The organism is Amycolatopsis sp. NBC_01307 (assembly GCF_035975215.1).
Taxonomy (GTDB): Bacteria; Actinomycetota; Actinomycetes; order Mycobacteriales; family Pseudonocardiaceae; genus Amycolatopsis.
This window is the reverse complement of the sequence record NZ_CP108403.1, coordinates 10124107-10148626: the sequence shown is the minus strand read 5'-3', so window position 1 is coordinate 10148626 and position 24520 is coordinate 10124107. Positions and strand designations below refer to the sequence as shown.

Below are 24520 nucleotides of genomic sequence, written 5' to 3'. Positions count from 1 at the left end.
ACAGGACAGTGGCTAGGCGTAGTGGCTCTTGAGCGCCTTCGCGCAGTGCGCCACCAGCACCTCCGCCGCGTCCGGGCCGAAGAGCGTCACGTACGACTCGTAGATCCCGTCGCGGTGCCCGTTCGCGTCCGGCAGGTACCCCAGGTAGCCGTCGGTGTAGCCGATCACCCGCGTGTGCCGGAACGGGCTGCCCTCGCGAATCCGCAGGCCCAGTGACGCGAACAGCTCGAACGGCGTGTGCAGCCAGGCGATCTCCCCCACCGACACCACGCTGACCGGCACCTCCGCGCACCCCGTCGGCCGGTCGCTGGCCGCCATCACGGCGAGCATCGCGCAGCCCTCGTAGCGGGTCTGGGCGATCCGGACGGCCGGGTGGTCCGAGCCGTGGCGGGACAGTTCGCGCTGCCACTCGCCTTCGGCCGACTCGCGCAGCTCCAGACTGTCCTCAATGGACGGTACGTCGCGGTAGGGCAGGTACAGCGACGAGCGGGTCAGCCGGACCGGGCCGGTGGCCGGGGCCGACGACGTGGCCGCGAGCGTCCGGGCGATCGACGTCGCCAGGTGGCCGCCCAGCGTGCGGACCTCGTCGTGGTCGCGGCCGCGGCGGACGAAGCGGGAGCTGGCGTCGCCCGCCGCGCCCTGGAGGAACGCCGCGACCGGGCGGCCCATCAACGCCGCCAGCTCGCGGCGGGTGGCGCCCGGCCAGTCCGCGGACCAGCGCAGGTTCTCCGGGCCCAGCACCGTGGGGTGGCTCGCGTAGTCGAACAGCAACGCGGCCGGGGTGTCGTCGTCGCGCCGCAGTTCGAGCACACCGAACGACGTGTCGTGCGGGCCGTCGGGGTCGTAGCGGTTGCTGCCGACCGCTTCCGTCTCGCCCGCGTGCCACCGGGCCCGGACCCGTCTTCGGCAGGCGCGCAGCAGGGCCGCGGCGCCGGTGACCTTCTCCGTCATGCGCTCGACCAGGCCGGTGTCCCGCTGCCCCGGCAGCCCGGGGTGCAGCGGCCCGGTCCAGCCCTCGGGCCCGGAGTGCGTGTGCGACGCGCAGACGAGCACGCGCTCGGCGTCGATGCCGACCACGTCGGCGACGGCGTCGGCCAGGGTGCGGGTGAGCCCGGCGTCCACGGCCAGCGCGTCCAGCGCCACCCAGAGCACGCCGGGGTCGTCGTCGGTGGACAGCCAGATCAGCGACGCCTCGAGGTCGTCGTGGGTGCCGGTCGCGACGCCGTTGCGGGCCAGGTAGCCGCCCAGCGGGTGCCCGGGTCCCGGGGTGATCCGCACGTCCTGCGCGGCGAGCAGGAGCGAGGCGGTCACCAGGTGGATTCCAGGACGTCGACGACGCCGTCCCGGCCGGCGGCGCGTGCCACCCCGGCCAGCTCGGTGACGTCGGCGGCGGGGTGCAGCAGGACCTCCAGCAGCATCGGCAGGTTCAGCCCGGACACCAGCTCGACGCGGGCCGGCCCCTGCGCGGAAAGGGTGCGGACGGCGTTGAACGGCGAGCCGCCGTGCAGGTCGGCGAGCACGAGCAGCTCGGCGGCGGCGCCGGCCAGCTCCCGCAGCCGGGCGCCGAAGTCCTCCGGGCGGTCGCCCGGGTTCAGCTCGCAGACCTTCAGCCGCGCCTGCGGGCCGAGGATCATCTCGGCCGCTTCGCCGACGCCCGAAGGCAAGCTGCCGTGCCCCGCGAGGATGATCGGGATCGACATGACGGGCTCCTAACTCTTCGCAGGCCCGGCGGGTGCGAACCAGCCGAGCCACCCCAGTGCGACGCCGACGACCATGACGACCGCGATGATCCAGATCGGCCGCATCCGGGCCTTCGCCGCGAGCAGGTACACCCCGGCCGTGACCAGTACCGGCAGCAGGAACGGCACCAGCTCGTCGAGCCGGTCCTGGATCGCCACCGCCTGCGTCACCGCCTGCCCCTGGACGGTGGTGGTCTGCCGGTAGGTCAGCGTGGTGACGACCTTGACGATCGACGGGATGAACCCGCCGAGCACCACGAACCCGAGCACCGTCGCACCCTGCGCGACGCGGGCCAGCGCGCCGGCCGCGAGGTGCCCGGCCAGCCGCTTCCCTTCACGGTACGCGAACCCGAACTGCCAGCGCCGGATGAGCGCGTAGGGCACGAGCACCATGACGGCGGCGAACGCCGGGCCGAGCCAGTTGCCCTGCAGCGCCCACGACGCGCCCATCGTGAAGATGATGCTGTTGTACAGCGCGAAAACGAGGGTGTCGCCGATGCCGGCGAGCGGGCCCATCAACGCGACCTTGGTACTGGCCGCGGAAGTCGGGGTGCCCGCTTCCTCCAGCGCGACGGCGGAGCCGAGGATCAGGGGCCCGCCGACGAGCACGGAGGTGTTGAAGAACTGCATGTGCCGCTGCAGCCCGGCGGCGTAGTCGGCTTTGTCCGGGTAGAGCCGGCGCAGCACCGGTTCCATCGAGTACGCGAAGCCGAGCGCCTGCATCCGCTCGTAGTTCCAGGAGATCTGGCTCGACCAGAAGTACCGGCGGTAGGCGCGGCGCAGGTCCTGCTTCGTCAGCCGGGGGTCCACAGTGGACTCTTCGTCGACGGCTTCCGAAGCGGTCTCCGGCACGGCCGCCGGCTCTTCGCGCTTGAACGTCACGAACAGCATGGCCACCGCGACGCCGACCAGCGCGACGCCCAGCACCGGCAGGTGCAGGTAGGCGAACGCGACGAAGCCGATGAGCAGCAGGTACCAGTACTTCCGCAGCTCCATCATGCCGAGCAGCAGGGCGAACCCGACCGCGGGCAGCAGCGAGCCGGCCAGCGTCATGCCGTTCACGAAACCGGTGGGGATGCCCGCCGTGATGTCCTTGACCAGCCCGCCGGACGCGGCCAGCGCGGCGAGGAACGTCGGGATGGCGCGCACCGCGACCCACGGGATGAGACTGACCCAGTGGATCATCGCCATCCCGCGCGCGTTGCCGTCGGCGGCGTAGGCGTCGGCGCGGTGCACCAGCCCGGTGGTCACCATCTTGCCGACCGGGTCCAGCGCGGAGAGCAGGACCGCCGCCGGCAGCCCGACCCCGAGCCCGACCGCGACCTGCGCGGACGTGCCCCCGGCGGCGCCCGCGGCCAGCGCGGTGCCGACGATCGCGCCGGTCTGGTAGTCCGGGATCGTCGCCCCGCCGTAGGTGTAGACGCCGAGCGCGGCCAGCTCCAGCGTCGCGCCGATCAGCAGGCCGAGCAGCGGGTTGCCGGTGATCAGACCGGCGACCGAACCGGCGATCAGCGGGCGCTGGGCGTAGATGAGGAACGGGCCGAGCCCGTCGTAGGTGCAGTAGACGGCCCAGACGGTCAAGGCCAGCGCGACGAGCATGCCGGGCTCACAGCCCCTTTCGATCGAGCAGCGCGACGAAGTCGGCGGGTTTGTCCTGGGGCATGAGCTGGGTGACGAGCGGGACGCCGGCCGCGGCCAGCTTCCGGTAGCCGGCGGCCTCGTCCGCGGTGACCGCGATCGAGCGGGTGACCATGGTGTAGCCGTCGCCGGGCCGGGGCGCGGCGTTGCCGACGTTGACGACCTCGGGCCGCAGCCCGCCCTCGACGAGGCGGAAGACGTCTTCGGGGTGCTTGGCGATGATCATCACGTCGCCGGCGGCGGGCGCGAGCAGCGTGTCGGCCACCGAGAGCACCTCGGTGGGCAGGCCGCGCGCGGCCTGCGGGAGCAGCATCCGCTGCAGGTCGTCGGCGGCGACGTCGTCGTTGCAGACGAGCAGCCGGCGCACGCCGAGACGACGGGTCCAGGCGACGGTGACCTGCCCGTGGACCAGCCGGTTGTCGATGCGAACGTGCGCCCCCGCCATGTTTCTCCTCCCAGATGGCAGGAGACATCCTGGTTCGTCGCAGTAGTGAAGTCAATACTCCGGGTGACCGGCCGCGGGTGCCCGGGAAGCGCGTGTGACCAAGAAACAGCCTCGCGCGGGCCGACGGCAGGACCCCTCAGACCTCCCGTCGGCCCCGAGCGCGCGAAGCCCTCTTTACGTATCCCGGTGTGAATCCCCGGACCCTCCCATAAAGGTATATACCAGTATGGACCGTCTAGATCGACTGTCAAGACCCGTACCGCTCAGCGGACCGGGTCCGCCGGGCCGGCCGGCGTCGATCGGTGACCGGTTCACCCCAAGCTGTCCGTTCTTGTCAGTGACAGCCGTCGGGCCCGCTTCTATCATTCCGAGTGGTCTAGACCGCCTGCGTACTTCTCGTCCACTGCCGCATCGGGAAGGCGGAATCCTCGTGACCGCAAGAACCTGGCGCCTCGCCGCACTCAGCACCGCCCTCGTGTTCGCCACCGCGATGCTGCCGTCGGCCGGGGCCGCCGGCAACGATGGCACCGAACAGCTCCCCGATCACCTCCGGACGCCGGCGGCCGCCGCCGCGGCGCCGCTGTCGACCGTCTGCGACGGCGACGGCACCAGCGGAAAGCGCGTTCAGGCGCTCTACGTCCGCGGAAATGGGCAGACCGACCGGTATTCGCAGTTCGCCGCCCGGTTCCAGACGTTCGCGAGCCAGATCGACGACGCCTTCGTCGAGGCCGCGGGCCGGCTCGGCGGCGGCGTCCGGCACCTGCGGTACGTCACCGACACGAGCTGCCGCGCCACCGTCGCGAACGTGACGATCGCGCAGGCCGACATGGCCACCGTCGACACGATCACCAACGCGATCAAGGCGCAGGGCTACAACCGCGCCGACCGCAAGTACATCGTCTGGTACGACAAGGACGGCTGCGGCCTGGCGTTCGGCAACGGCGGCAACGACAGCCCGGGCGCGAGCAACCCGTACAACGCCGGCCCGCACTACGCGACGGTCGGCACCGGCTGCTGGACGTGGCAGGCGACCGGCCACGAACTGCTGCACACGCTCGGCGCCGTCCAGGGCAGCGCGCCGCACTCGACGCCGTACGGCCATTGCTGGGACGACGAGGACATCATGTGTTACGACGACGGCGGCATCCCGAACCCGCCCGGCGGCCTGGTGAAGGTCTGCCCCGGCGCGCCGGAGAACCAGATCGACTGCGGCGGCGACGACTACTTCACCACCAACCCGCCGGCCGGCAGCTACCTGGCGACGCATTGGAACGTCGCGAACAGCGCGTACCTGATCACCAGCGGCACCACCAGCCCGGCGGGCGCGATCACCGGGATCGGCGGCAAGTGCGTCGACGTCAGCGCGTCGAACACCACCAACGGCACCGCGATCCAGCTGTGGACCTGCAACGGCACGGGCGCGCAGCGGTGGACGTCGCAGAGCGGGACGCTGCGGGCGCTCGGCAAGTGCCTGGACGTCGCGTCGAGCGGCACCGCGGACGGCACGCTCACCCAGCTCTGGGACTGCAACGGCACCGGGGCGCAGACGTGGCAGGCCCGCTCCGACGGCACGCTGCTGAATCCGCAGTCGGGCAAGTGCCTCGACGCGACGGGCGGCTCGTCGGCCGACGGCACCCGGCTGCAGATCCGGACCTGCGCGGCGACGGCGAACCAGCGGTGGCAGGTGCCGGCCTGATCCTTCCGTGATTTTCTCGCGAAGAGGTTCCCATTCGGACGGAAACTGGCAGAATGCGGATTGACCTGCCGGTTTCCGTCCTTACCGAGAACCCGCCGAGAAGTCGTCGGGAACTCGTCGAAATCCCGGCGGAAAGCGCGCAACCTGGCCGCGCCCTCGTCGTTAAGCGCAACGCCGGTCAGAACCCGCTCACGTGGGAGACCGACACGCTGCGAAGCCGGGCCGTTACGGCTTCGCTCAGGGAGGGAAAGCAATGCCGGCCGTTACCGCGAACATCGTCCCGCTCCGGCACGCGCGCCCGGGGGTCGTGGCGTACGTGAAGAGCCCGGACGAATGGTTCGTCGCCAACAGTGGCTGGATCCAGGGCAGCGAAGGCGTCGTGTTGATCGACACGTGCGGCACCGAGCAGGCCACTTTGGAACTGGTCCGCGACGTCCGCAAGTACGCGCCCGAAAGCGCGCAGCAACTCACCGTGGTCGTCACGCACGCGCACGGTGAGCACCACAACGGTGTCGGGGTCGCGCTGCGCGACGGCGGGACCGTGCTCGCCGCGCCCGCGAGCGTCGAGGTCGTCAAGGCCGGGCCGCAGACCTACGGCAACGTCTTCACCTGCACCCAGTGGGGCGTGCTGGAGCCGCCGGAGCCCGCCGCGGTCCACCCCGTCGTGGGCTGGAAGCGGCTCGACCTCGGGGGCGCGGCCGCCGACGTCGTGGCCGTGCCGGGCACCGCGCACACCGCCGGTGACCTGGTGGTGCACGAACCGCGCTCGGGCACGCTGTTCACCGGCGACCTGGTGTTCATCGGCAGCACGCCGATGGCGGTGCACGGCTCGATCCCGGGCTGGCTCGACGCGCTCGACTGGCTGCAGGACACGTTCCGCCCGCGGACGCTCGTGCCCGGCCACGGACCGGTCGCAAACCCGGGCCACAGCGCCGTGCACGCGATGCGCGTCTACCTGGAGTGGCTCCTGGACGCGACCGCGCGCAGCCGCGACTTCTCGAAGCTGGCGACCCAGGCGTCGCTGCGCTGGCCGACGTGGACCAACCCGGAGCGCCACATCGGCAACCTGATGCGCGCGTACGCCGACCAGCACGGCCTCAAGCTCGACGTGGACCTCGCGGTCGACGCGGTGATCGCCGCCGCGGGCGGGCGCATCGACCTGGACTACCTGCTGGGCGCCGAGCCGGTCCGCCGGATCTCCTAAGCGGGCCCGAGGCTCTCGAGGAGCTTCCGCAGCATCTCCGCCAAGTCCTCCCGCTCGTCGTCTTCGAGCGCGGCGAGAACGCGGTGTTCCGTCGCGACGTGGTCCGGCAGCGCGCGATCGATCAGCTCACCGCCGGCCTCCGTCAGCTCGACCCGCACACCCCGGCCGTCGGCCTCGTCGGGCGTGCGGCGGACCAGGCCTCGCGCCTCCAGCTTGTCGAGGCGCTGGGTGATCGCGCCGGAGGTGACCATCGCCGAGCGCATCAGCTCCGTCGGCGTCAGCCGGTACGGCGGGCCGGTGCGGCGCAGGGTCGCCAGGACGTCGAAGGTCGCGTGGTCCAGGCCGTGCCGGGCGAACGTCCGCCGCAGCTCGGCGTCGACCAGCACGCCCAGCCGTGACAGCCGGCCGATCACGGCCATCGGGGAGACGTCGAGGTCGGGACGTTCGGCGTGCCACTGCTCCAGCACCCGGTCCACGTGGTCGGCCATCGGCCCAGCGTAACCGATGTCTTAGCGGTAAGTGAGCGGTAGCGATTTACCTTAGCGCTGAGCTATATTGCCTTAGTGCTCAACAATCGACTTCTGGTGGTCACCGCCCTCGCGCCGGTCATCTGGGGTTCCACCTACCTGGTCACGACCGAGCTGCTGCCGCCCGGCCGGCCGCTGCTGGCCGCCGTCGTCCGGGCGCTGCCCGCCGGGCTCCTGCTGGTCGCGCTCACCCGGCAGCTGCCGCGCGGCAGCTGGTGGTGGCGATCGCTGGTGCTCGGCACCCTGAACATCGGCGCGTTCTTCGCGCTGCTGTTCGTCGCCGCCTACCGGCTGCCCGGCGGCGTCGCCGCCACGCTCGGCGCCCTCCAGCCGCTGCTCGTCGCGGGCCTGTCCACCGGCCTGCTCGGCGAACGGCTGACCCGGCGCACGCTGCTCGCCGGCGTCGCGGGCGTCGCCGGCGTCAGCCTGCTCGTGCTGCGGTCGGACGCCCGGCTCGACGCGCTCGGCGTCGCCGCGGCGGTCGGCGGCGCGGTCGTGATGGCCACCGGCGTCGTGCTGAGCAAGCGCTGGACGTCGCCCGCTCCCCTGCTGGCGACCACGGGCTGGCAGCTCGTCGCGGGCGGGCTGGTGCTCGTGCCGCTCGCGCTCGCCGTCGAAGGGCCGCCGCCGTCGACGCTGTCCGCGGCCAACTACGCGGGTTACGGCTACCTCGCGCTGATCGGCGCCGCGCTGGCGTACACGCTGTGGTTCCGCGGGATCCGCGCGTTGTCGCCGACGCACGTGACGTTCCTCGGGCTGCTCAGCCCGGTGGTCGCGACCCTGCTCGGCTGGCTCGTGCTCGGCCAGCGCCTCGGCGGGTGGCAGCTGCTCGGCGGCGCGGTCGTGCTCGCCGCCGTCGTGACCGCTCAGCGACGGACGCTGGGCCGGACGGCTGCTAATAATTATCAGCCTTTGACAACGTCTCCGCGTGCCACCGACTCTGAAGTGGTCTGAACAACTCGTGATCACCGGCCTCGACGAGGAGGCGCCCCGTGCGTCCGAGATCCCCCTTCCGACGGCGGTTTTCCGCTCTGGCCGCGACGCTCGCCGTCGCCGCCGGGCTCGCGACCGCCGTCGCCCCGGCCGCCGACGCGGTCCCGGCCACCATCCCGTTGAAGATCACCAACAACTCCGGTCGCGGTGATCAGGTCTACATCTACGACCTGGGCACGAACCTGGCCACCGGACAGCAGGGCTGGGCCGACGCCAACGGCACGTTCCACGCCTGGCCGGCCGGCGGCAACCCGCCCACCCCGGCGCCCGACGCGTCGATCCCCGGGCCCGCGAACAGCGGCTCGAGCACCATCCGGATCCCGAAGTTCTCCGGCCGGATCTACTTCTCCTACGGGCAGAAGCTGGTGTTCAAGCTGACGACCGGCGGCCTGGTGCAGCCCGCGGTGCAGAACCCCTCCGACCCGAACGTCAACATCCTGTTCAACTGGTCGGAGTACACGCTCAACGACGCCGGCCTCTGGATCAACAGCACCCAGGTGGACATGTTCTCCGCGCCGTACGCGGTCGGCGTGCAGCCGACCGGCGGCACGACGAAGACCACCGGGCACCTGAAAGCGGGCGGCTACAACGGTTTCTACACCGCACTGCGCGGCCAGCCCGGCGGCTGGGCGAACCTGATCCGGACCCGCTCGGACGGCACGGTGCTGCGCGCGCTGGCGCCGAGCCACGGCATCGAGGCCGGCGCGCTGCCCGCGACCGTGCTGCAGGACTACATCAACCGCGTCTGGACGAAGTACAGCTCGTCGGCGCTGACGGTGACGCCGGTCGCGGACCAGCCGAGCGTGAAGTACACCGGCCGCGTCTCGGGCAACGTCATGAACTTCACGAACACCTCGGGCGGGTTCGTGACGGCGTTCCAGAAGCCGGACTCCGACAGCATCTTCGGCTGCTACAAGAACCTCGACGCCCCGAACGACGTCCGCGGGCAGATCTCGCGCACGCTCTGCGCGGGCTTCAACCGCTCGACGCTGCTGACGAACGCCAACCAGCCGGACACCAGCTCGGCGGGCTTCTACCTGGACAGCGTCACGAACCACTACGCGCGCAAGATCCACGCGCAGATGGCGGACGGCAAGGCGTACGCGTTCGCTTTCGACGACGTCGGCAACTACGAGTCCCTGGTCAACGACGGCAACCCGGCGACGGCCTACCTCACGCTGGACCCCTTCAACTGAGGACACCACGGCCCTCGTGAGTGGTAATGAGGGTTCTAACCCTCATTACCACTCACGACAAGCCGCGGCAGGACGTCAAGCCCCGACGTAAACCGCCAGGTGCTCGCCGGTCAGCGTGGACCGCGCCTCCACCAGCTCCCGCGGTGTGCCTTCGAAGACGACGGTGCCGCCGTCGTGGCCGGCGCCGGGGCCGAGGTCGATCAGCCAGTCCGCGTGGGCCATCACGGCCTGGTGGTGCTCGATCACGATCACCGACTTGCCCGAGTCCACCAGCCGGTCGAGCAGGCCGAGCAGGTTCTCGACGTCGGCCAGGTGCAGGCCGGTGGTCGGCTCGTCCAGGACGTAGACGTCACCCGCGGAACCCAGGTGCGTGGCCAGCTTGATCCGCTGCCGCTCACCGCCGGACAACGTCGTGAGCGGCTGGCCCAGGGTCAGGTAACCGAGGCCGACGTCGCCGAGCCGCTCGAGGATCTTGTGCGCCGCGGGCAGCTTGCCGCTGAAGAACTCCGTCGCCGCGGCCACCGACATCGACAGGACCTCGCTGATGTCCTTGCCGCCGAACTTGTAGTCCAGCACCTCGGCCTGGAACCGCTTGCCCTCGCACACTTCGCACGGCGTCGCGACGCCGGCCATCATGCCCAGGTCGCTGTAGATCACGCCGGCGCCGTTGCAGTTCGGGCAAGCGCCTTCGGAGTTGGCGCTGAACAACGCCGGCTTGACGCCGTTCTCCTTCGCGAAAGCCTTGCGGATCGGCTCGAGCAGCCCGGTGTAGGTCGCCGGGTTGCTGCGCCGCGAGCCGCGGATCGCGCCCTGGTCGATCGAGACGACGCCCTCGGCGCCCGCGACCGAGCCGTGGATCAGCGACGACTTCCCGGACCCCGCCACGCCGGTGATGACGGCGAGCACGCCGAGCGGGATGTCGACGTCGACGTCACGCAGGTTGTGCGTCGACGCGCCCCGGACCTCCAGCGCCCCTTCGGGCTTCCGCACTTCGTCCTTGAGCACGGCCCGGTCGTCGAGGTGGCGGCCGGTCATCGTGTCGCTCTTCCGCAGTCCCGCGACGGTGCCCTCGAAGACGACCTCGCCGCCTTCGGAACCGGCCTTCGGCCCGAGGTCGACGACGTGGTCGGCGATCGCGATCGCCTCCGGCTTGTGCTCCACGACGAGCACCGTGTTGCCCTTGTTCCGCAGTTGCAGCAGCAGTTCGTTCATCCGCTGGATGTCGTGCGGGTGCAGCCCGATCGTCGGCTCGTCGAAGACGTAGGTGACGTCGGTGAGCGACGACCCGAGGTGCCGGATCATCTTGGTCCGCTGCGCCTCGCCGCCCGAGAGCGTGCCCGACGGCCGATCCAGCGAGAGGTAACCGAGGCCGATCTCGACGAACGAGTCGAGCGTGTGGCCCAGCGCTTCCAGCAGTGGCGCCACCGACGGTGCCTTCAGGCCGCGGACCCAGCCGGCCAGGTCGCTGATCTGCATCGCGCACGCGTCCGCGATGTTCACCTTCCCGATCTTCGACGACCGGGCCTCCGGGCTCAGCCGCGTGCCGTCGCACTCCGGGCAGGTGGTGAACGTGACCGCCCGCTCCACGAACGCGCGGATGTGCGGCTGCATCGCGTCGACGTCCTTGGCGAGCATCGACTTCTGGATCGACGGCACCAGGCCCGTGTACGTCAGGTTGATGCCCTCGACCTTGATCTTGGTCGGCTCCTTGTAGAGCAGGTCGTCGAGCTGGCGCTTGGTGAACTTCTTGATCGGCTTGTCCGCGTCGAAGAAGCCGCAGCCACGGAAGATGCGGCCGTGCCAGCCCTCCATGCTGTAGCCGGGGATGGTGATCGCGCCCTCGTTGATCGACTTCGTCTCGTCGTAGAGCTGGGTGAGGTCCACGTCGTTGACCGCGCCCCGGCCCTCGCAGCGCGGGCACATGCCGCCGAGGACGCTGAAGCTGCGCCGCTCCTTCGTGGTGCGGCCGCCCTTCTCGAGGGTGACCGCACCGGCGCCGCTGATCGACGCGACGTTGAAGGAGAACGCCTGGGGCGAGCCGATGTACGGCTTCCCGAGCCGGCTGAACAGGATCCGCAGCATCGCGTTGGCGTCGGTCGCCGTGCCGACCGTGGAGCGCGGGTCGCTGCCCATCCGTTCCTGGTCGACGATGATCGCCGTCGTCAGCCCGTCGAGGACGTCGACGTCGGGGCGCGCCAGCGTCGGCATGAACCCCTGCACGAACGCGCTGTAGGTCTCGTTGATCAGCCGCTGCGACTCCGCGGCGATCGTGCCGAACACCAGCGAGCTCTTGCCCGAACCGGAGACCCCGGTGAACACGGTCAGCCGGCGCTTCGGCAGCTCGACCGTGACGTCCTTGAGGTTGTTGACGCGCGCGCCGTGCACCCGGATCAGGTCGTGGCTGTCGGCTTCGTGACTGGCCTTGCTCATCGTGTCTCCATCTTGTCCGGGCGGGCCTGAGAGCGATCCAACCAGGTCAGCTGTCCTGCAGCACACCCAGAACGTTGCCGTCGGCGTCGGCGAAGGTGGCCACCAGCCGGCCGCCACCGACGTCCTTCGGGGCGTCCTTCACGGTGCCGCCGGCCGCGGTGACCTCGGCGAGCTTCGCCTCGATGTCGTCGACGTGCCAGTAGCTCACCGGGCCGGTGCCCGGTGCGGCGCCACCCGGCACCAGCCCGATGTGCTGGCCCTCGACGTCGTAGCCGACGTAGTAGGCCGAGTCGGCGGTCGGCTCGGCGCCGAGCAGCGCGGTGTAGACGGCCTTGGCCTTCTCCAGGTCGGAGACGGGGTGCAGCACGGTCTTGATCCCCTGGGTGCTCATGGTCACTCCTCGTTGTCGTCTTCTGTGCCACCGACGCTACGACCGGGGCGATGACCTGCGCTTCTCGATTCCTGATCGGTCTCGCGCGTGCATGATGGAGGTATGCGGATCACGGCTTGGTGGCGCGGCATCAGCCCGCGACGGCGCCTGATGCTGAGCGGCGTGGCGGTCGTCGTGGTGGCCGTGGTCGTCGCGGCGGTCGTCGTCACGTCCGGTACCAGCGCCGCGCCGCAGGCCGGGACACCCGACCAGGACAAGCCGGGCCCGGTGCTGCTCGTGCCCGGTTACGGCGGCGGCCAGGGCGCGCTCAACGAGCTGGCCGCGCACATCCGGCAGACCACCGGACGCACCACCGAGGTGCTCACCCTGGCCGGCGACGGCACCGGTGACCTGCTCGAACAGGTCGCCGTGCTCTCGGCGGCGGTCGAACGCGCGTACGCGGCCGGCGCGCCCTCGGTGGACGTCGTCGGCTACTCCGCGGGCGGCGTCGTGGCGCGGCTGTGGGTCGGCCGCGAGGGCGGCGAGCACCAGGCCCGCCGGGTGGTGACGCTCGGCGCGCCCATGCACGGCACCGGCCTGGCCGCGGCGGGCGGCGCGCTCGTGCCGGGCGCCTGCCCGACGGCGTGCGTCCAGCTGGCACCGGGCAGCGCGCTGCTGCAGGAGATGGCGAAGGACCCGATCCCGTCGACCCTGCCGTGGCTGTCGGTGTGGACCGAGCGCGACGAGACGGTCACGCCACCGGACTCGGCCCAGGTGGACGGCGCGGTCAACGTGGCGTTGCAGCAGGTCTGCCCCGGCAACCAGGCCGGCCACGGCGACCTGCCCACCGATCCCGCCGTCACGGAGCTGGTCCTGCAGGCGCTGGGCACCACGCCGCTGGAAGCGCCCGCGGAGTGCCTCAGCTCGTGACGTCCTTGGTCGCGAAGTTCGCCCAGGCCGCGCCGAAGAACACCACGATGTAGCCGGCCTGCAGCAGCAGGCCGTGGTCGATGTTGCGCCACAGCACGGGATCGCGGAAGAAGTCGATCCACGACAGCCAGTAGTGCGTCGGCAGGTACGGCTTCACCGACGCGGCCGCGTCCAGCGTCTCCAGCACCGAGCTGGTGATCAGCACGGCCAGCCCGCCCAGCGCGGCGCCGAGCGACGAGACGGTGACCGTCGAGAGGAACATCGTGATCGCGGCGAACCCCAGCATCGACACCACGATGTAGCTCACCGCGCCGAGCAGCCGCAGGCCCAGCCCGGACGAGCTGAGCGACTGCCCCGACAACGACGTCACCCCGGCGGGCTGCCCGCCGGGACCCGCGACGCCGGGGGTGCCGCCGGTGCCGAACAGGATCACGCCGAGCACCAGCGACGTCAGCACCACGATCACGATCGCCGCGGTGACGTAGACGGCGATGGCGACCATCTTGGCGCTGAGCAGGCGCGTCCGGCCGACCGGGCGCACCAGCAGGTACCGCAGGGTGCCGCCGGACGCCTCGCCCGCGATCGCGTCACCCGCGACGACGGCGACCGCGATCGGCAGGAACAACGGCAGCACCAGGGCGAGCGCAGCCGCCGGGTAGAGCGCGCCGTCGTTCACCACGGCCGACAGGAACGCCCCGCCCTGCCCGGGCGGCGGCGCGAAGTCGGCCGTCGCCAGGAAGATCCCGACGATCGCGGGCAGCAGGCAGAGCAGCAGGATGCTGACCCAGATCCGCGGCCGCAGCACGAGTTTCCGCAGCTCGACGCCGATCATCCCCCCGCCACCTCCCCGAAGCGGTCCGAGCCGGGGCCGGTGAACTCGAGGACCACCTGTTCGAGGGTCCGCCGCTCGGCGTCGATGGACGACACCCGCACGCCGGCCTGGACGAGCATCGCGTTCAGCGCCGCCGGGTCTTCGTGCCGGATCACCAGCCGGTCACCGTCGCGGGACACGAGCTGCCCGTCGAGGACCGCGGCCGCCGCGGCCGGGTCCGGCGTGCCGACGAGCACCCGGCCGGTCAGCGCGCGCAGCGACGTCAGGTCTTCCTCCAGCACCAGCCGGCCGCGGTCGACGACGCCGACGCGGGTGCACAGCTGCTCGACCTCGGCCAGCAGGTGACTCGACAGAAACACCGTGGTCCCGCCCGCGTTCAGCTCGACCAGCAGCTCGCGGATCTCCTTGATGCCCTGCGGGTCGAGGCCGTTGGTCGGCTCGTCGAGGATCAGCAGCCGCGGCTTGCGCAACAGCGCGCCGGCCAGCCCGAGCCGTTGGCGCATGCCCAGCGAGTACGCCTTGATCGGCCGCTGGTCGACCGCGCCCAGCCCGACCTGCTCCAGGGCGTCGTCGATGCGACGCCGCCGGGTGCGCCGGCCGCCGCCGCGCCCGGCGGCGTCGAGCAGCGAGAGGTTCCGGCGGCCGGACAGGTGCGGGTAGGCGGCCGGGCCCTCGACGAGCGCGCCGACCTCCGGCAGCACCTCGGCGACCCGTTTCGGCACCGGCTTCCCGAGGACCTCGATCTCGCCGCTGGTCGCGTAGACGAGCCCGAGCAGCATCCGGACCAGCGTGGTCTTGCCCGAGCCGTTCGGGCCGAGGAAGCCGTAGCGGTCGCCTTCGCGCACGTCCAGGTCGACGGCGTCGACGGCGAGCACCCGGCCGTAACGCTTGGTCAGGCCGCGGGTGACGATCATCGGCCGCTCCGGCGCAGCCGCGACAGCTCGTCCGCGACCGTGCGCAGCACGTCCGGCGTCACCGTCCCGGCCAGCAGGTACGAGCGCCGGGAGAACGACGACCGCACGATCGCCAGCGACAACGGCGTGAGCGACAGCTGCACCACGCTCCCGGACGTCAGCTTGACCTCCACACCGCCTGCCTTCCCGGCCGCGTCGCTCGCGGCGTTCCCGACGTTGCGCGGCACGGCGATGACGGCGAAGGCCGCCAGCCCGGTGCCGTAGAGCGCGGCGCCGGTGACCCCGCCGAAGTTCGACGACGCCACCGGCCGCCCGCCGAGCGTGTTCGGCAGCACGGCCTGGCCCAGCGCCCCGAGGGCGTCGGTGACGTCCGGGGCGCTCGTAACGGAGAAGCCGGACCCGAGCACCGGCCGCGGCGCCTCGACCACCGGAGTCGTCTGCTCGACCTGCTGGAACGCGGTGCTCAGGATCGGTGCCTGCTGGCCCCGCGCGGTGACTTCGACACGCACCGGCAGCCCGGTCGCCGGGTCGGCCCACAGGTCCACCTGGCCGATCGTGGTGTCCGGGTCGGCCGGGACCAGCCGCAGCCCGGACGCGTCGACGCCGGCGACGCGCCGCGCGGGCAGCGTGCTCACCGAGTCGTTCTTCGCCGCCTGCAGGACCCGCCGCGCGAGCTCCGGCGGCAGCAGATCCCCTGCTCGCGGCAGCCGGACGCTCGGTTCGCCGATCAGCTCGGTCAGCGTGTTGGTGCCGTAGTCCCAGGTGTATTCGCCGTCGGGCAGCCGGTAGACGTCGTGCTCGCCCGCGGTGCCGAGGGTGTCGACGCGGTAGCGGTCGGGCCCGGCGTACCAGGCGCGCATCCGCGTCGTCCCGGCGAAGAGCGCGGCGACGTCGGCGAGGTTCGGCAGCTCCGGCAGGGCGAGCGAGCCGGAGCTCTCGGCGTACCCCTGGTACGGCCGGCCGGCGGACGCCAGCACCAGCGTGCGCAGGCGCGCCGGGTCGATCGACTCCCCCGCGGACGGCAGGGCGGCGACGACGGCGGGCACCGACACGAGGACAAGGGTCACCGCGGCGACCACCGCCCACCGGCGCCGCGTTTCGTGCCGCACCACCGAGGGCGTCATCCGGCATCACCTCTGTCGTCCTTTGTACGCCATGGCACCCGGAAGATCAGCCGCCGAGTTCTTACGAATCCTGTGGATCGCGGCGGTACGCTCGCCCGGTGACGACCCCCGTTCATGCTGCTGTCTTGAGCTAGTTCCGGCTGCTCCGGCAGTCCCGAACCCCCTCACCCCGCGCCGCGCGCGGGCACTCCGCCACGCGCGCGGCCGCAGCAGAACGGAATTCCGTGCCTCACCTCGTCATGCCCGGCGAACCCGGCCGCATGCTCTTCGCCCCGCCCTCCCGCTCCGACGTCCCTGCCGTCCCCGCCGACGAAGCGCTCTCGGCGGATGCGGCACTGCGCAGCTTCTCCGCCGGCGTCGCCCTGCTCTGGAGCGGCGGCTACCCGGCCGCGCGGCAGCTCCTCGACGCCGTGTCCCGGCGGCTCCCGCCCCCGCCGCCGGACGACTACCCGGCCCACCGGGCGCACCGCGCGCACCGGGCGCGGCTGCTCTCGCTGCTGTACGTGCCCCTCGACCCCGGGCACATCGTCCCGCTGCGCCGGGCGCCGGACGTCCGGGAGGCGTGCGCCGGCGTCTACGGCTCGCTCGACGTCGCGGCCGCGGTCCCATTGCGGGAGCTGCTCGGCGTCCTCGGCGCGGCCGGGTGGCGCCGGACCGGGATCGCCGTCCCCGCGCTCGGCGCGCGGATCCACCCGTACTACGGCGTTTTCGCGCCGGTGCGCCAGGAGTACGTCCGGCTGGTCGCGGAAACGCCGTTGCCCGCCACGGATGTCGCGTTCGACGTCGGCACCGGGACCGGCGTGCTCGCCGCCGTGCTCGCCCACCGCGGGGTGGCGCGGGTGGTCGCGACGGACGCCGAGCCCCGGGCCGTCGCGTGCGCGGCGGACAACCTGGCCCGGCTGGGGTTCTCCGCGCGCACCGAAGTCGTGTGCGCGGACCTGTTCCCACCCGGCCGGGCTTCGCTGGTGGTGTGCAACCCGCCGTGGCTGCCGGGGCGGCCCCGGACGTCGCTCGACCACGCCGTGTACGACCCGGGCAGCCGGATGCTGCGCGGCTTCTTCGACCGGCTGCGCCGGCACCTGACGCCGGGCGGCGAGGCCTGGCTCGTGCTGTCCGACCTGGCCGAACACCTCGGCCTGCGCACCCGCGGCGAGCTGCTCGGCTGGATCGACGCGGCCGGCCTCGACGTCGCGGGCCGGACCGACACGGCACCACAGCATCCCCGCGCGGCCGACCCCGACGACCCGCTGCACCGGGCCCGCGCGGCGGAAGTCACGTCGCTGTGGCGCCTGCGCGCGGACTGAGCACCACCGCCGGAGTCACGACTCGGTCCGGAATGCCGGATCCGGGCCGTGCCCCGGTTATTCTCGGGCCCAGCGCAACCGACCATGGGGGACGAAGTGAGCACGACCGGCGAGGGCACACCGCAGAGCAACGCCGAGGCGATGATCGCCGAGGCCAAGCGGGCTTTGTGGGTGATGGTGGGCCTGCTGGCCGTGATGTGGGTGCTGCAGATCGTCAACGCCCTCGACGACAACGGCCTGAGCCACGAGTTCGGCATCGAAGCACGCGACCCCGCGTCGCTGCCGGAGATCTTCAGCGCGCCGTTCTTCCACTTCGGCTGGGACCACATCGAAGCCAACTCCGGCCCGCTGTTCGTCTTCGGTTTCCTCGCGGCTTACCGCGGGGTGAAGAAGTGGCTGGGCGTGAGCGTGCTGATCATCATCGCGAGCGGCCTCGGCGTCTGGTTCATCTCCCCGTCGACCGCGGTCACCGCCGGCGCCAGCGGCCTGGTGTTCGGCTACTTCGGCTACATCATCGTGCGCGGCCTGTTCGACCGCCACCCGATCGACATCGTGATCGGCCTGGTGATGGCGTTGTGCTTCGCCTACCAGTTCTCGTCACTGCTGCCGTCCGACGAGCAGGTCAGCTGGCAGGGCCACATGTTCGGCTTCGCAGGCGGCATCATCGGCGGCTGGCTCTTCCGCGACCGCCGCCCCAAGGCGGTAACCGGCCCGGACGCCACCGACCCGGCGACCGTGCTGCTCCCCAAAGACCTCAGTTAGGACCTGCCCGAGCCCGTCCGCCGGGGGCCGGATCGTCCACAGTGGATTCCTGGGTGCGGGGTGTGAACCGCTGTGAGAACGCTGTGGATCCGGCTCCGCGAGATGCCGGCCCGGCGCGGCTGTGGTGATCTGGATCGGTGGCGAACAGTTTCCTCCGGACCGCGGTCCTCGCGGCGGCGTCGACGCTGGTCCTGGGGACCGGCGTCGCTCTCGGCGCGAACTCGACCGCCGACGACGCCTACGCCGCGGCCGCCCCGGTCAGCACGCCTGCCCTCTCGCCCACCGTCACGTCCGAAGCGGCTGCTCCCGAAGCCGCGGCGCCCGCGACCACCTCACCGGTCGGCGCGTTGTTCGCGAACGGGAGCCACTTCTGCAGCGCCAGCGTCGTGCACTCCGGCGCCGGGGACCTCGTCCTGACCGCCGCCCACTGCGTCAAGGACGGGATGGCCTTCGCGCCCGGTTATCACGACGGCGTCGCGCCGCTCGGAATGTGGACCGTGACGGACGTGGCCGTCGCGGCCGGCTGGACGTCGGCCGCGGATCCGGATCTCGACTTCGCTTTCCTGACCGTTCACCAGGCCGGGAACACCGCTTCCCTGGAAAGCCTGACCGGCGCGAACACCCTCGGAATCGACCAGGGATTCGACCACGAAATCACTCTTACGGGCTACCCCGACACGACCGATTCCCCGGTCGTCTGCACCGGCGGGACGACCCGTTCCGACACATATCAGCAACGGATCGCGTGCCCCGGTTTTCCGGACGGGACCAGCGGCGGGCCGTGGGTGACGAACGGCGTGGTCGTCGGCGTGATCGGCGGTTACCAGCTCGGCGGCGACACCCCGGACGTCTCCTACAGCGCCTATTTCGACGACGACATCCAGCAGCTCTACACGTCGGCCGCGGGCTGAACGCGAACCGGGCCCGCGTCCCTGGCGGAGGACACGGGCCCGGCTCATCTCACGTGAACCTTCAGCAGGTCACGATGAGCCCGGTGAGCGCCGAGCACGTCTTCGACGCGCTGTCGTTGGCGCTGGTGGGGTCGGTCGGCGCGCTCGTGGTCTTCTGCACCGTGGTGGTGTAGGAGCCGAGGGCCAGCAGGCCGCCGTTGACCGAGAACTTCGCGGTCGTGGACGCGCCGGAGGCCAGCGAGGCGACGTCGCAGTTCAGCGTCCGGGTGGTGCCCACGTGGGCGCACCCGGTCGAGCTCGCGTACGAAAGACCCGACGCATACGTTGCGACGACCCGGATCCCGGACGCGGCCGACGGGCCGGTGTTCGTCACGGTCAGCGTGTAGTCGATGCGCGCGTTCAGGCCGCCGTGGCCGGTCGCGGCGAGCGCGACCTTGACGTCGGCGATGTTCGACGCCTCACCGATGGTGACGACCGGGCCGTCGAGGGTCTCGAAGGCGTAGTTGTCGCCGACGAACTGGTGCTGCAGCGTGAACTGGCCCGGCGTGATCGTTTCCTTGGCGCGCAACGTGAACACCGCGGTCCGGGTGCCGCCGGCTTCGAGGTCGCCGAAGGGCGCGCGGTAGCTGCTGCCGGCCTGGAAGCAGCCCAGGTCCGTCACGCCGGTGCAGGAGACGAGGTCCGCGACGTCGGTGATGGCGGTCGGCGAGCCGTAAATGGCCGCCTTCGCGAACGTCACCGTGAAATCGCGGTCGTTGTAAATGGTTTCCGAGACGGTGAATGTCTGCCCCGGCAGTACCGTTGTGGGACTGACTTCGACAGAACTGGAGGGCGGGGCCGCGTCCGCGGCGGGCGCCATCGCGATGAACGCGGTGGCCAAAGCGGCCACCGAAGACAGAATCGTTGTCCGTCGCCAGCTTCTTCGCATAGTGGTGTTCTCGCCGTTCAGTCGAGGAATGCCGCTCTGACAGATGCTGCTGTTCAGTCGTCGCGTCCCCACAATTCGTTACCTCCATCCGGCGGCGCCCCGGAACCGCCGTCAGGACTGACGCCAGCGGCCGTTCATCTCACCCGGGCGCGGCGGTGGACCCGGCAGGTCCGGGCCGTCACCCGCCGCCAGCCCTTCCAGGAGCAGCGCGAGGTACCGCTGCCGCAGCTCACTGGTGCGCACCGGGTCGTCGACGCGGATCGCCGCGCAGCACTCGAGGATCATGCCGACGTCTTCGGTGACGGCGTCACGGCGCAGGCGCCCGCTCTCGTGCGCGCGGGCGACGAGCCCGGCGGCCAGCTCGTTCGCGCGCTGGGCGTCGAGGCCCATCTCCCGGGTCGGCGTGAACGTGCCCGCCAGGTGCGTGGTCAGCGAGTGCACGTCGGCGTCGACCACCCGGCCGAGGAAGCCGGTGAGGGCCGTCCAGGCGTCCGGCTCCTCGACCGAGACCTCGGCCTCGGAGATGAACCGGCGGAGGCCGTCGTGGCAGAGCCGGCAGAGCAGCAGCTCCTTGCTCGGGTACCGCCGGTAGAGGGCGCTGATACCGACACCGGCGCGCTCGGCGACGGCCGAGACGGGCGCCTTCGGATCCAGCAGGAAGACGTCACGGGCGGCGTCGAGGATCACGACGTCGTTGCGGGCGGCCTGGCCGCGGCGGCCGGGCAGCGCAGTCTCGGGCAAGGCGGTGTCGGACGGAGTGCTCTCGGGCATGAACCGAGGGTAGCACTGGAACGGATCGTTCCGCTCTGCTATTGTACGGAACGAAGCATTCCGTTCCAGTCATCGAGGAGCAGTCATGACGGTCCCCACCCTTCGCCCGTTCCGCGCCGAGATCCCGCAGTCCGCCCTCGACGACCTGCGGGCGCGGCTCCAGCGCGCCCTCTGGCCGGACGACCTGCCGGCCGGGTACGGCGTCACGAACGAGCGGGTTCGCGCGCTGGCCGAGCACTGGCTGGAGCGGTTCGACTGGCGGGCCTTCGAGGCGCGGCTCAACGCGTATCCGCAGTTCACGACCGAGATCGACGGCGAGACGATCCACTTCCTGCACGTCCGGTCGTCCCGCGCCGACGCCACCCCACTGGTGCTGACGCACGGCTGGCCGGGGTCGGTCGCCGAGTACCTCGACGTCATCGGCCCACTGACCGAGCCGGAGTCACCCGAGGCGCCGGCGTTCCACCTGGTGATCCCGTCGCTGCCGGGCTTCGGGTTCTCGGGCCCGGTGAAGTCCGCGGGCTGGGGCACGCACCGCACCGCGGCGGCGTGGGCCGAGCTGATGAGCCGACTGGGCTACGAGTCGTACGGCGCGGCGGGCAACGACGCCGGTTCGATGATCTCGCCGGAGATCGGCAGGCTCGCGCCGGAGAAGGTCGTCGGCGTGCACGTCACGCAGCTGTACTCGTTTCCGTCGGGTGACCCGGCGGAGATGGTGGACCTGAGCGCGGCCGACCAGGCCGGGCTGGCGCACCTGCAGTGGTTCTACGAGAACATGTTCTCCTTCAACCAGCTGCACAGCCAGCAGCCGCACACGCTGGCGTTCGCGCTCGCCGACTCGCCGCTGGCCCTGCTGGCGTGGAACGCGCAGCTGTTCGGCGAAAGCCTCGGCGCCGACTTCGTCCTGGCGAACGTCGCGCTGTACTGGCTGACAGGCACGGCCGGCTCGTCGATCCGCTTCTACTACGAGGACGCGCAGAGGCCGTCGCACCCCGCGGAGCCGACCACGGTCCCGACGGCGCTGGCGATGTTCAAGGGCGATTTCCAGTCGATCCGCCGGTTCGCCGACCGCGACCACGCGAACATCGTCAGCTGGAACAGCTACGACGCCGGCACCGGCAACGGCGGAGGCCCACGCGACGCCGCCGGCCACTACGCGGCACACGAGGCCCCCGAGATCCTGGTCGCCGACATCCGCCGGTTCTTCGCCGGCCTTTCCCGCCCGTGGCCGGTCCTGGACCAGGCCCACGCCGCGCTGCGCTCGGCAATCGAAGGCGTCAAGGACTGGTCGGCCCCGACCCCGTGCGCGGACTGGAACATCACCCAGGTCCTGCAACACGCGGCGGCCGACCAGCTGGGTTACGCGGCATTCATCACGGGTGAGCCGGGCCCGGACTTCAACCCGTTCGCCCCGTCGGGCACCCTCACCGAGTCGCCGAGCGCCTACCTGGAACCCAAACTGGCGGCGGCCAAGGCCGCGTTCGCGACGATCACCCCCGACGCCACCGCGGTCCCGACACCCCTCCCCCAGGGCGCACTGCCGGCCCCGGTAGCGGTCGGCGCGGCAGCCCTCGACGCAGCGGTCCACGCCTGGGACATCGCAACGGCAACGGGCCGGAAGTCGTTGCTGACACCCGAACTGGCGGAGGCCTTGCTGCCGGTGGCCAAGGAACTGGCCGAGCCACTGCGAGGGTTCGCCTACGCCCCAGCCCTACCAGCACTGACCGAAGACGACGCGGTGTCGACGCTGCTGAGGCACCTGGGCCGCAACCCCCACTGGACGGCCTAACGCGCCATCTCACCGCCGCGGGGTCGAGACCCTCCCCGCCACAGCACCCCTCAGTCAGCGGCACCCGACCAGTTCGCCGCAGCGGCCGCCCCCGGCTGAGGCCAAGCACCACGAGACCACGCAAGGCTCTCCAGCCACGCCCCCAGCCGACGGCAACATCAGCGCCACCGGCCGCAGCAATCAAACCGACTGCCACAAGCAATCCAGCTCGCAAACTGACGGCCAGCAGCCATCACCTGCTCGCCGCAAGCTGCGTTCAGGCAGCCAAACCCCACCAGTTCGCAACGGCGGCCACCCCGATAACACCGTCCTGCACAGCACCTCTCCACTCAGCCGGCAGCCAACCCCCACCACCGCCCCGCCACGGCGTCCCTCGAAACCCAAGCTCAACCGGCTCGCGGCGGCAACCACCCTCCACGCAACCAACGCCCCACCGGCCGCCACAAATTCCACAGTGGACCAACCACCACCCGGGATCACCATGAACAACCCCACCGAGACCACGCGAAAATCCGTTGCCCCGCAAGGAACCGCGATCCTAACCTCGAGCCATGACGAACCGGCCCTTCCGTTGGGACCTCGTGCGTCCCGACCAGGTCCGGACGCTCCTCGACCACGCCCGGGAACCGCACCTCTGGTTCCTCCCCCAGCTCACCGAAGCCACCGGGAAGGTGCTGGCGCGCTGCGGAAACGGCGAGCTCCACTTCGTGGGCCGCTCGCTCGACAGCATGCACGACCTCCTCGGCGGGGCCCTCGAACGCACCTCCTGGCACGACCGCGTCCACCAGCTGCCGATGTCCCTGAAACCACTGCGAGACTTCACGAAACACGACACCACGCTGCTGCGGGAGCACCTCGCGGCCGCCGGCATCACGCCGTACCGGCTGGCGCGGGGCACGCGGCCCACGGTGTTCGTCGACCTCGTCCACGAAGGCGAGACCTTCACCGAGCTCTACCGGCAGCTGCGCCTTTGGATCGTCGAAGACCGGGAGGCCTGGCCGGTGATCCGGCGGAAGCTGCGGTTCCTCGGCGTGACGCCCCGCAACCTGTCCTGGCGGTGGCGGGAAGACGCGGGCTGGCCGGCCGAGCTGCCGGCGGCCGCGGTCCGCAACGTTTCGCTCGACCGCGACGTCTGGTACTACTTCGGCGACCACCAACCGAAACTCACGCCGTCGTTCCCGCGGCAGCGGTGGACCGACGAGAGCGTCCGGTCCCCCGACCGCGGGAAAGCCACCCGGAGTGCCCTGGCCGAAGCGTTCGCGCTGGTCGACGCCGGCCGGCAGGCCCGGACGAGGGAGCAGCTCGTCCGGGCCGTCACCGGGGAGCCGGCGATGGCCGGGTCGTGGCTGCGGACGCTGATCACCGAACTGCGGTACTGACCGATCGGTCAGCAGGCGGTACGGTGAGCCGCATGGCGCGGAAGTCGGCGTCGGTGCGGCGGGAAGAAATCGTCCTTGCCGCGCTCGAACAGGTCCGCGCGCGGGGCATCGCCGGGGTCCGGGCGGCCGACGTCGCGAAAGCCCTCGACGTCAGCACGGCCCTGATCTTCTACCACTTCGGCACCCTCGAAACCCTCATCATCGAGGCCTTCCGGCAGGCCGCCGAGACCAACCTCGCGGTCCTGCGCGGCGAACTCGACCGCGGCGGCCCGGCCGGCGAACGACTGCGGGCCGTCCTGGCGCTGTACGGCCCCACCGAGCCCGCGCACGGCTGGAAACTGTGGATCGAGGCGGGCGCCGCGGCGATGCGCGACACCCAGCTGCGCGCCGTCCTGCAGCGGCTGGACCTGCGGTGGCGCGACGCCGTCGTCGCGCTGATCGCCGAGGGTGTCGGGGCCGGCGAGTTCCGGTGCCCCGACCCGCACGGCGCCGCGTGGCGGCTGACCGCGTTGCTCGACGGGCTGGCCATGCAGGTCGTCGCCCGCGAAGGCACCGTCACCGCCGACGACTGCGCCCGGTGGATCGAGCAGGCCATGACCCTCGAACTGGGCCGTAACTGACTCACCGATCAGGAGGGG

General features: G+C 71.5%; 24 protein-coding genes. 12 read left to right on the top strand and 12 right to left on the bottom strand.

The window, feature by feature from the left end; all coding sequences use genetic code 11:
- Window positions 1–12: 12 nt before the first annotated feature.
- The 4 genes from OG439_RS45795 to OG439_RS45780 are packed head-to-tail and all read right to left on the bottom strand — an operon-like array spanning window position 13 to window position 3822.
- The gene (locus OG439_RS45795) at window positions 13–1311 is read right to left on the bottom strand and encodes a hypothetical protein (protein ID WP_326946579.1); all 1299 of its coding nucleotides are present in this window, start codon (window positions 1309–1311) and stop codon (window positions 13–15) included.
- A complete protein-coding gene (locus tag OG439_RS45790) occupies window positions 1308–1700 on the bottom strand; it encodes a PTS sugar transporter subunit IIA (RefSeq protein ID WP_326946578.1) in 393 nt (130 codons plus the stop codon). The genes OG439_RS45795 and OG439_RS45790 overlap by 4 nt, the downstream gene beginning before the upstream one ends.
- Before the next feature lie 9 nt (window positions 1701–1709).
- Entirely contained in the window at window positions 1710–3338 is a 1629-nt protein-coding gene (locus OG439_RS45785) for a PTS system mannose/fructose/sorbose family transporter subunit IID (RefSeq protein ID WP_326946577.1), read from the bottom strand.
- Between the two features lie 7 nt (window positions 3339–3345).
- Complete coding sequence (locus OG439_RS45780; protein WP_326946576.1) at window positions 3346–3822, bottom strand: PTS system mannose/fructose/N-acetylgalactosamine-transporter subunit IIB; 477 nt, start codon at window positions 3820–3822, stop codon at window positions 3346–3348.
- A 430-nt stretch (window positions 3823–4252) separates the two neighbouring features.
- Between OG439_RS45780 and OG439_RS45775 the strand changes: the two genes are divergently transcribed.
- Both OG439_RS45775 and OG439_RS45770 read left to right on the top strand, forming a co-directional pair.
- Window positions 4253–5518: a ricin-type beta-trefoil lectin domain protein gene (locus OG439_RS45775; protein ID WP_326946575.1), complete on the top strand. Its 1266-nt coding sequence runs from the start codon at window positions 4253–4255 to the stop codon at window positions 5516–5518.
- 253 nt (window positions 5519–5771) lie between these two features.
- Window positions 5772–6722 carry an MBL fold metallo-hydrolase gene (locus tag OG439_RS45770; RefSeq protein ID WP_326946574.1) on the top strand — a complete coding sequence of 317 codons (951 nt, stop codon included), beginning with the start codon at window positions 5772–5774 and terminating at the stop codon, window positions 6720–6722.
- Here the strand turns inward: OG439_RS45770 and OG439_RS45765 are convergent.
- Window positions 6719–7210, bottom strand: coding sequence for a MarR family winged helix-turn-helix transcriptional regulator (locus OG439_RS45765; RefSeq protein WP_326946573.1), 492 nt, complete (start codon window positions 7208–7210; stop codon window positions 6719–6721). The two genes, OG439_RS45770 and OG439_RS45765, sit on opposite strands and share 4 nt — an antisense overlap.
- 75 nt (window positions 7211–7285) lie before the next feature.
- On the opposite strand from OG439_RS45765, the gene OG439_RS45760 reads away from it, so the two are divergent.
- Both OG439_RS45760 and OG439_RS45755 read left to right on the top strand, forming a co-directional pair.
- On the top strand, window positions 7286–8203 hold the full coding sequence (locus tag OG439_RS45760) for an EamA family transporter (RefSeq protein WP_326946572.1): 918 nt from the start codon (window positions 7286–7288) through the stop codon (window positions 8201–8203).
- 38 nt (window positions 8204–8241) lie between these two features.
- Window positions 8242–9438 carry a glycoside hydrolase family 64 protein gene (locus OG439_RS45755; RefSeq protein WP_326946571.1) on the top strand — a complete coding sequence of 399 codons (1197 nt, stop codon included), beginning with the start codon at window positions 8242–8244 and terminating at the stop codon, window positions 9436–9438.
- Window positions 9439–9513: 75 nt separating this feature from the next.
- Here OG439_RS45755 and OG439_RS45750 read toward each other — a convergent pair whose 3' ends face one another.
- Both OG439_RS45750 and OG439_RS45745 read right to left on the bottom strand, forming a co-directional pair.
- Window positions 9514–11868, bottom strand: a complete 2355-nt coding sequence (locus tag OG439_RS45750; protein ID WP_326946570.1) for an excinuclease ABC subunit UvrA — start codon at window positions 11866–11868, stop codon at window positions 9514–9516.
- 46 nt (window positions 11869–11914) lie between these two features.
- Entirely contained in the window at window positions 11915–12259 is a 345-nt protein-coding gene (locus OG439_RS45745; protein WP_326946569.1) for a VOC family protein, read from the bottom strand.
- A 102-nt stretch (window positions 12260–12361) separates the two neighbouring features.
- Here OG439_RS45745 and OG439_RS45740 point away from each other — a divergent pair, with 102 nt between their 5' ends.
- Window positions 12362–13168, top strand: coding sequence for a PGAP1-like alpha/beta domain-containing protein (locus tag OG439_RS45740; protein ID WP_326946568.1), 807 nt, complete (start codon window positions 12362–12364; stop codon window positions 13166–13168).
- Here the strand turns inward: OG439_RS45740 and OG439_RS45735 are convergent.
- The 3 genes from OG439_RS45735 to OG439_RS45725 are packed head-to-tail and all read right to left on the bottom strand — an operon-like array spanning window position 13158 to window position 16038.
- On the bottom strand, window positions 13158–14000 hold the full coding sequence (locus tag OG439_RS45735) for an ABC transporter permease (protein ID WP_326946567.1): 843 nt from the start codon (window positions 13998–14000) through the stop codon (window positions 13158–13160). The genes OG439_RS45740 and OG439_RS45735 overlap by 11 nt on opposite strands.
- Complete coding sequence (locus OG439_RS45730; RefSeq protein WP_326946566.1) at window positions 13997–14914, bottom strand: ABC transporter ATP-binding protein; 918 nt, start codon at window positions 14912–14914, stop codon at window positions 13997–13999. Before OG439_RS45730 ends, OG439_RS45735 begins: the two co-directional genes overlap by 4 nt.
- Window positions 14911–16038, bottom strand: coding sequence for a sigma-E factor regulatory protein RseB domain-containing protein (locus OG439_RS45725; RefSeq protein WP_326946565.1), 1128 nt, complete (start codon window positions 16036–16038; stop codon window positions 14911–14913). Before OG439_RS45725 ends, OG439_RS45730 begins: the two co-directional genes overlap by 4 nt.
- A gap of 260 nt (window positions 16039–16298) precedes the next feature.
- Here OG439_RS45725 and OG439_RS45720 point away from each other — a divergent pair, with 260 nt between their 5' ends.
- From OG439_RS45720 to OG439_RS45710, 3 genes are all read left to right on the top strand, one after another.
- Window positions 16299–17342 carry a class I SAM-dependent methyltransferase gene (locus OG439_RS45720; protein WP_326951789.1) on the top strand — a complete coding sequence of 348 codons (1044 nt, stop codon included), beginning with the start codon at window positions 16299–16301 and terminating at the stop codon, window positions 17340–17342.
- 141 nt (window positions 17343–17483) lie between these two features.
- Window positions 17484–18104, top strand: a complete 621-nt coding sequence (locus tag OG439_RS45715; RefSeq protein WP_326951788.1) for a rhomboid family intramembrane serine protease — start codon at window positions 17484–17486, stop codon at window positions 18102–18104.
- Between the two features lie 137 nt (window positions 18105–18241).
- On the top strand, window positions 18242–19015 hold the full coding sequence (locus OG439_RS45710) for a trypsin-like serine peptidase (RefSeq protein WP_326946564.1): 774 nt from the start codon (window positions 18242–18244) through the stop codon (window positions 19013–19015).
- Between the two features lie 61 nt (window positions 19016–19076).
- On the opposite strand, the gene OG439_RS45705 is transcribed toward OG439_RS45710, so the two are convergent.
- On the bottom strand, window positions 19077–19874 hold the full coding sequence (locus tag OG439_RS45705) for a hypothetical protein (RefSeq protein WP_326951787.1): 798 nt from the start codon (window positions 19872–19874) through the stop codon (window positions 19077–19079).
- On the opposite strand from OG439_RS45705, the gene OG439_RS45700 reads away from it, so the two are divergent.
- Complete coding sequence (locus OG439_RS45700) at window positions 19777–19983, top strand: hypothetical protein (RefSeq protein ID WP_247064529.1); 207 nt, start codon at window positions 19777–19779, stop codon at window positions 19981–19983. The genes OG439_RS45705 and OG439_RS45700 overlap by 98 nt on opposite strands.
- Before the next feature lie 71 nt (window positions 19984–20054).
- Here OG439_RS45700 and OG439_RS45695 read toward each other — a convergent pair whose 3' ends face one another.
- Window positions 20055–20714: a TetR/AcrR family transcriptional regulator gene (locus OG439_RS45695; RefSeq protein WP_326946563.1), complete on the bottom strand. Its 660-nt coding sequence runs from the start codon at window positions 20712–20714 to the stop codon at window positions 20055–20057.
- A gap of 85 nt (window positions 20715–20799) precedes the next feature.
- On the opposite strand from OG439_RS45695, the gene OG439_RS45690 reads away from it, so the two are divergent.
- The 3 genes from OG439_RS45690 to OG439_RS45680 all read left to right on the top strand — a co-directional run bounded on the left by OG439_RS45690 (window position 20800) and on the right by OG439_RS45680 (window position 24502).
- Window positions 20800–22503 (top strand): TIGR03086 family metal-binding protein, encoded by a 1704-nt coding sequence (locus OG439_RS45690; RefSeq protein ID WP_326946562.1) that lies wholly within the window; start codon window positions 20800–20802, stop codon window positions 22501–22503.
- A gap of 551 nt (window positions 22504–23054) precedes the next feature.
- Entirely contained in the window at window positions 23055–23882 is an 828-nt protein-coding gene (locus OG439_RS45685; RefSeq protein WP_326946561.1) for a hypothetical protein, read from the top strand.
- Window positions 23883–23914: 32 nt separating this feature from the next.
- A complete protein-coding gene (locus OG439_RS45680) occupies window positions 23915–24502 on the top strand; it encodes a TetR/AcrR family transcriptional regulator (RefSeq protein WP_326946560.1) in 588 nt (195 codons plus the stop codon).
- The last annotated feature ends 18 nt before the right edge of the window (window positions 24503–24520 follow it).

Excerpts from the sequence above, each read along its gene's own strand:
- OG439_RS45790 (WP_326946578.1), bottom strand. The coding sequence starts at position 1,700 with ATGTCGATCCCGATCATCCTCGCGGGGCACGGCAGCTTGCCTTCGGGC.
- OG439_RS45785 (WP_326946577.1), bottom strand. The coding sequence starts at position 3,338 with ATGCTCGTCGCGCTGGCCTTGACCGTCTGGGCCGTCTACTGCACCTAC.
- OG439_RS45780 (WP_326946576.1), bottom strand. The coding sequence starts at position 3,822 with ATGGCGGGGGCGCACGTTCGCATCGACAACCGGCTGGTCCACGGGCAG.
- OG439_RS45770 (WP_326946574.1), top strand. The coding sequence starts at position 5,772 with ATGCCGGCCGTTACCGCGAACATCGTCCCGCTCCGGCACGCGCGCCCG.
- OG439_RS45765 (WP_326946573.1), bottom strand. The coding sequence starts at position 7,210 with ATGGCCGACCACGTGGACCGGGTGCTGGAGCAGTGGCACGCCGAACGT.
- OG439_RS45750 (WP_326946570.1), bottom strand. The coding sequence starts at position 11,868 with ATGAGCAAGGCCAGTCACGAAGCCGACAGCCACGACCTGATCCGGGTG.
- OG439_RS45745 (WP_326946569.1), bottom strand. The coding sequence starts at position 12,259 with ATGAGCACCCAGGGGATCAAGACCGTGCTGCACCCCGTCTCCGACCTG.
- OG439_RS45740 (WP_326946568.1), top strand. The coding sequence starts at position 12,362 with ATGCGGATCACGGCTTGGTGGCGCGGCATCAGCCCGCGACGGCGCCTG.
- OG439_RS45735 (WP_326946567.1), bottom strand. The coding sequence starts at position 14,000 with ATGATCGGCGTCGAGCTGCGGAAACTCGTGCTGCGGCCGCGGATCTGG.
- OG439_RS45730 (WP_326946566.1), bottom strand. The coding sequence starts at position 14,914 with ATGATCGTCACCCGCGGCCTGACCAAGCGTTACGGCCGGGTGCTCGCC.
- OG439_RS45725 (WP_326946565.1), bottom strand. The coding sequence starts at position 16,038 with ATGACGCCCTCGGTGGTGCGGCACGAAACGCGGCGCCGGTGGGCGGTG.
- OG439_RS45720 (WP_326951789.1), top strand. The coding sequence starts at position 16,299 with ATGCTCTTCGCCCCGCCCTCCCGCTCCGACGTCCCTGCCGTCCCCGCC.
- OG439_RS45715 (WP_326951788.1), top strand. The coding sequence starts at position 17,484 with ATGATCGCCGAGGCCAAGCGGGCTTTGTGGGTGATGGTGGGCCTGCTG.
- OG439_RS45700 (WP_247064529.1), top strand. The coding sequence starts at position 19,777 with ATGGTTTCCGAGACGGTGAATGTCTGCCCCGGCAGTACCGTTGTGGGA.
- OG439_RS45705 (WP_326951787.1), bottom strand. The coding sequence starts at position 19,874 with ATGGCGCCCGCCGCGGACGCGGCCCCGCCCTCCAGTTCTGTCGAAGTC.
- OG439_RS45695 (WP_326946563.1), bottom strand. The coding sequence starts at position 20,714 with ATGCCCGAGAGCACTCCGTCCGACACCGCCTTGCCCGAGACTGCGCTG.
- OG439_RS45690 (WP_326946562.1), top strand. The coding sequence starts at position 20,800 with ATGACGGTCCCCACCCTTCGCCCGTTCCGCGCCGAGATCCCGCAGTCC.
- OG439_RS45685 (WP_326946561.1), top strand. The coding sequence starts at position 23,055 with ATGACGAACCGGCCCTTCCGTTGGGACCTCGTGCGTCCCGACCAGGTC.
- OG439_RS45680 (WP_326946560.1), top strand. The coding sequence starts at position 23,915 with ATGGCGCGGAAGTCGGCGTCGGTGCGGCGGGAAGAAATCGTCCTTGCC.